The organism is Paenibacillus sp. P4_A9 (genome assembly GCF_056402415.1).
In genome coordinates this window covers 1-6,331 of sequence record NZ_JBFUHL010000120.1, presented here as the reverse complement: position 1 = coordinate 6,331, position 6,331 = coordinate 1, and the positions used below count along the sequence as shown (strand labels likewise).

General features: G+C 40.0%; 2 protein-coding genes. Both read left to right on the top strand.

Features of this window, described 5'->3' with window-relative positions:
* The first annotated feature begins 267 nt into the window (after window positions 1-267).
* The gene (locus AC1DVJ_RS29315; protein WP_477596161.1) at window positions 268-5,853 is read left to right on the top strand and encodes an S-layer homology domain-containing protein; all 5,586 of its coding nucleotides are present in this window, start codon (window positions 268-270) and stop codon (window positions 5,851-5,853) included.
* Between the two features lie 279 nt (window positions 5,854-6,132).
* The coding region (locus AC1DVJ_RS29310; protein WP_477596159.1) for a hypothetical protein at window positions 6,133-6,331 on the top strand (199 nt) is incomplete at its 3' end.

The window sequence follows — 6,331 nt, the reverse complement described above, 5'->3', positions numbered from 1 at the left end:
AAGTTGTAGCTGAACTTCAAAAACAAGTTGACGAGTTCTTGAAAACTAAGAAATAAGTTGAAGTAAATGGATTGAATGAAAGGAGTCATTGCTTTGTATGAAGCAATGACTCCATTTCACTTGCGTAAATTCGAACTTTTAAACATATATTTTAAATCAGCATGAGAGCGTTTACATAATTTGAAAGAATTGTCAGGTAAGTGAATTTCAATTATTCTCTGAGACCAGAGATGCAGCCTGACTTAAATAAAATTTGGAGGTAAGTTTATGCATTATGGAATTTCAAGAAAATCGAATAAAATGATTGCCATGTTGCTAGCGATTCTAATGATTTGTGCACCCATTCTAACAATGCCGGACACAACATTAGCGGCAGGTGCGGTTGCATCAAGCTACTATGTCGATGGTGCAAGTGGTAGTGATGCCAACGATGGGTTGACAATTGGTGCAGCTTTCAAGACCATCCAGGCAGCTGCAAATATTGCTCAATCTGGGGATACTGTACTTGTACGTGCAGGTGTTTACAGAGAAACGGTTACTCCTAATTCAGGTGTTACAATTAAAAACTACAATGGTGAAGCAGTAACGGTATCTGGCGCTGACTTGATTACAGGTTGGACATTGGATTCCACATTGGCTACCGGGAAAAAAATCTATGTAGCAGATATGAATTGGGATATGTACAACGGCGATGGAAATATTGTTTTTGCTGATGGTACTCTGATGCAGGAAGCAACATTTCCGAATTTTACACTTGCAGATCTTTTGGACAGAACTAAATATCCTACTGTAAAAACATTCAATAGTGGGGCAACGTCTTCAATTGTTGACGCAACAGGATTAGGCACTAAATTTGCGCCTAATACACTTATTGGAGGGATGCTCTGGTTCCGTACTGGAAATGCATATGGCAGCTATACAGCATCCATTACTGGAAATCCTACAAGTTCAACCATTAACATTAGCTTGCCCCTTCTTTCTCCAGGTTATCCTCCTGCGGCAGGATCATTTTATTATATCACTAGAAATAAGCTCGTATTGGATGTTGATAACGAATGGTACAAGGATGTAGCGAATGGAAAATTATTTTTCATTGCTCCTGGTAACGTAGATCCAAGTACGATTGCAGTAGAAGCTAAAAAGAGAGACTATGCATTTGATTTTTCAGGAAAGACCAATGTAACGATTGAGGGAATTAAGCTAAGAGCTGCAAATCTTAACTTTGCTAATTCCAGCTATAATATGGTGAAAGGTACTTTGGTTGATGCTCCCGACTATAACTTACCTAGTGGAATGGCTAACCTTAATGGTTTAACATTAGGTTTGAATTTGAATGGCGATCACAATACGATACGAGACAGCGAAATTAGAAATATGTACGGTCCTGGCATCCTGGTTGATGGACATGATAATAATGTAATAAATAATTACATTCATAATGTTAACTTTTTGCATTCCTATGCCGATGCTGTAAAACTAAACGGATATAACCATCTTGTCAGCCATAACACTCTTACGATGGCAGGGCGTGGACTTGTAGGCGGCGCTTTCAGCAGATCAGTTATTCAGTATAACGATATGAGCCAAGGAATGAGGCTTTCTGGAGATGGCGGCGCATTCTATATTGTGAATTTGGATATGGAAAACACTGAAATACATCATAACGTAATTCATGATATTACAGGTGCCGGAGGATCCCACGGTTTTTATCCAGATAACTCGGTGCATAACCTAATTTTTTATAACAACGTCATTTATGGTACAGCTGGTAAGGGCATACTTATGAATGTTCCTAATGAATACCACTTGTATTATAACAATTCAATTAATAAAGATATAACTCAGTTCTGCAATACATCAGATATCTGTGATTCAATAGGTTCGACCTTTATTAACAACATTGTAAGAAATGGATATACACAAAATAATAGTGATATTTATAGATCCAGAAATCTTGAGAGCGTTGATCCGCAGTGGAATTCTGATTATAGCTTGAAGAGCACTTCTGCAGGCTTTGAGCAAGGTGCAGTGATTCCAGGAGTAACTGATGGTTATATGGGAAGTAAACCTGAAATGGGTGCAATAGAAACTGGAGTTACATGGAAGGCGGGACATGACTTTATTAATCCTCCAACTCCTACTTTTTATCTAAATCCCAATATTCCATACAAAAACCTGATGAATAACGCGGGCTTTGAAAGAAATAGCTTTGAAGAATGGACAGTTACAGCAGGAACTCCCTCCCTTTATCAAGGAAATGCTTGGGATTATAAAGCATCAAGCATTGTTAGATTTGGGCAGAACGCAGTTCGGCTTAAAGCTGGAGACGCCATTGCGCAGACGATAACCGGTCTAAAACCCAATACTACCTATACATTAAGTGGTTGGGGAGTAATACAGGGAACTGAATTTGAAGCAGAGAACTATAATGCCAGCTCAGGAACATTCAGTGAAGCACCTTATAGACCTTATAGTGGAAATGAAACCTGTCTATGTGGTAACGCTCCTGGTGCTTGGGTAAAATATAACAATATCGACTTTGGAAATGGTCTATACAACAGTATCAACTTCGCTGCATCTCAAAGGGTCAATGGTGGTAAGATCGATGTCAAATTAGACAGTCTTTCAAATCCTTCGATAGCCACTTATACGATCAACGTAGCTAATGATACAGCGAATCCTGGTGCTTGGATGTACAATAAAGCAGATACACCTATAACTACTAAAATTACAGGTGTACACAATGTTTACTTGGTATTCTCAACTGCAAACCAAAACTATTTAGATAAATTCAGATTGTCCAATACTGATCCTGATGTAGATGATGCAATTATAGGAGTTAAAGATTTTGGAGGTACAGACACTACTGCATCCATAACGGAGCGCATGTTTAGCAGCACAACAAAAGCGAAGAAAGTTGTGTTTACTACAGGACCTAATAATACAACCGCTACCATATTTGCAAGCAAGCAAGATGGTAATTTCTATGCCTTTTTAGATGGTTTTGGGGTTTCTGAGAATGTATCGGAATCGGTCTTGGTTCCAAATCCAAACGGATATGTATTCAAGGATGGCTTCGAGGATCCTTATATGGATAACTGGATATCAGGAACTGCAAAAGCATATGGTACTAAGGCGCCATTAAGCACTACCATAAAATCTGAAGGTTTAAATAGCTATGCTGTAAATGAAGATAGGGATGTCATATATAAAGTATTCCCTACCAGCTATAGTAAGACTGCATCTCTTCGTTTCTACGATGACAACGCTGCGGCGGCCAAGACTGCCGTTGCCCGTGTTGATGGCGGCGGTTTAGGTACTGGCGATGCGAGTATGCTTGTTAGTTCTTGGAGTGATGCTACCAAGATGTATGCATTAGGCGTCATGACGGGTACTTCACAAGCTAATTATTCATTTAAGCTTGGCAATGTTCAATGGGCTGAATCGTCAGTTGCAAGAACAGCGGGATGGCACGAGTTAAAATGGGATTACTCATCTGGCAAGGGCTTGGATATGTATATTGATAATATCCTTGTGGCATCAACCACTGAAATAACGGGTTTCAATATGATTGCCATGGGTGATTGGACCGGGGATGCTAAGATATCCACTGCGAATTTTGACGATGTGCGTATAACTGAGTGGGCAGATGATGTGAAGCCTAGACTTACGTTGCCAAATAATCTAACTGTAGGAACAACTGGTTCCAATGCTGTTGTCAACTTTACAGTTAGTGCTTATGACAAAACAGATGGTCCATTAAATGTAACCACATCTCTTCCATCAGGCACAACGCTGCCAATTGGCCAGACTACTGTAAATTGTTCTGTCACAGATAGCGACGGCAACACAGTGAATGGAAGCTTTGTTGTAAATGTTATTGCTGCAGAATATTTTGAAAACTTTGAGAACGGTTTGACTGGATGGGTACCAGAAGGAACAGATACTCCTGTAACAAGTTCAGTTAAGACTGTTGATGGAAGCAACAGTTTTGTAACTGACAAGGATAATGCTGCAATAACTAAATCATGGAGTTCAGGCCTGCCAGGTAAAGTGATCTCTGTGAAGTTCTATGATGAGAATGTAATTCCTGATAATACGTTTGACAAAAATAGCACAAGAAGCGTTGCAAAGGTTGCCGCAAAAGATGATAGTAATTTCATTTATATGGGCGTAGATACGATTAGCAATACTTCGAATTATATTTATCGTTATGCGGGTTCAGCAGTAGTTGCAACGAATATACCAAGATCCAAAGGCTGGCACGAGTTCAAATTTGACTTTAGCAGCGGGACTATAGCAGACCTTTATATTGATGGAGTCAAGATCAAAACAGTTGCAAGTGCTTGGGATGTTTCTAAAGTAGGGACAGAAATTACCTTAGGGGATCTATGGGGTGGAGCTGCTACATTCGGTCAAGGTACGTATCCTACTTACTTTGATAACCTTATGATAGCGCCGGTTATCACAATAACGGCAAGCGCTGGAAGCAACGGTTCGATTAGCCCGAGCGGCAGTATTACTGTGACTGAAGGAACATATAACACATACACGTTCACACCGGACAACGGTTATATGCTCGACACTGTGCTGGTAGACGGCACGATTGCAACGGTAACAAGCAACACCTACACGTTTGCCAACGTAACGAGCGATCATACGATTGATGTTACGTTCAAGCAAATAACGAATAATGGATCGGGTGGTATTGTGGTAATTCCACCGGTACCAACACCAGATGGTACTTACATTATTGATGAAGACCAACTATCGAATAGCGAAAATGGAAGCACGACTGTCGAAATTCCAGCTAACATTACGGAAATCAAACTCCCAGGGAATACAGCCGAGCTGATTAAGCTAAACAATTTGGAAATCAAATCAGATGCATTGACCTTATCGATTCCATCCGAGGTGCTTAAGCAACTAACAGAAACGCTTTCTGCGGATGAATTAAAAGGTGGAACAATTTCACTGAAGATGGCTCCGATTTCCAATGCGGATGCGGAAGAACTTATCAATAAAAGTAGTCAATCTTCAAATTCAGAAAATAAACTAGTCGGCGATGTGTATGAATTCAATTTATCTATTCAAACAGCTGACGGCAAAACGATCAATCTTTCGAAGTTTGATAAACCGATTACGATTGAGCTCAAGGTTGATCCTTCGATGAATCCGAAATTTGTAGGTATCTATTATATTGCAAATGACGGTAAACTTGAGTATGTCGGCGGCAAAGTAAACAATGGTGTCATTACTGCCGAGATCAAACACTTTAGTAAATATGCAGTTCTTGAAGTTACGAAGACATTCACTGATGTGTCTTCAGGACATTGGGCTTCTAACGTAATCAAAGAGCTTGCAGCAAAGCAAATCGTGACTGGTACGAGCGCAACTACCTTTGAACCAGGACGCAACATAACGCGTGCCGAATTCACAGTGCTTCTAGTTAGAGCTTTGAAACTTACGGAAAAAGGCCAAACAACATTTACCGATGTGAAATCCAACGATTTCTATGCCGATGCGGTATCCATCGCAGTGAAGGCAGGTATTGTACAAGGTAAGAGCGCGACATTATTTGATCCAAACGCGCAAATTACCCGTGAGGAAATGGTTACTTTGCTTCTCAGAGCATATGAGTTGAAGAATGGTAAAGCTGTTGGCAACGCAACTCACTCGTTTGCAGATGACAATCAAGTATCAACATGGGCAACTGAATTTGTGAAAACCGCGGCRGCACTTAACCTGATYCAAGGTCGCGMAGAYAACAAATTCGATCCGCRAGGCATCACTACTCGTGCCGAAGCAGCTCAGGTCCTGTACAACTTATTACTAGCWACACAGACGCTTTAAAAGATATTTCGAACGAAGGATTACTGTAATTATAAAGAATCATATTAAACCGTCCTGATTTTTCTGAGGACGGTTTTCTTTTTACCGCGAATTAGGGCCACAAAATTCCTTAGGTATATAGCAATGGAAGTTTAAAAATATCACTTTAGTTGATTTTAGTATTTTTTTTTTGTCGAAGAAAGCAATTTAGTATTCGGATCTTTATTTTGACTCCCTATTCAGCTGAGCACTTTTTTCATAGAATTTAAGTATAAACAGATTGAAAGGGGAAAATTAAAAATGAAAACGCTTAACACTGTTTTTAGCAAGACCATTCTTCTAAGTATGACAACGGCTTTAATCATTACTGGGTGCGGCAAAACAGGTACTAGCACACCATCAACTTCACCAAGTGCTGCGGCAACAACGGCAGCAGCAGCAAAGCCGGTTACACTGAAGTTTGTAACGATGGGTCCTGGTAAGCAAGCTGATTCGCAAA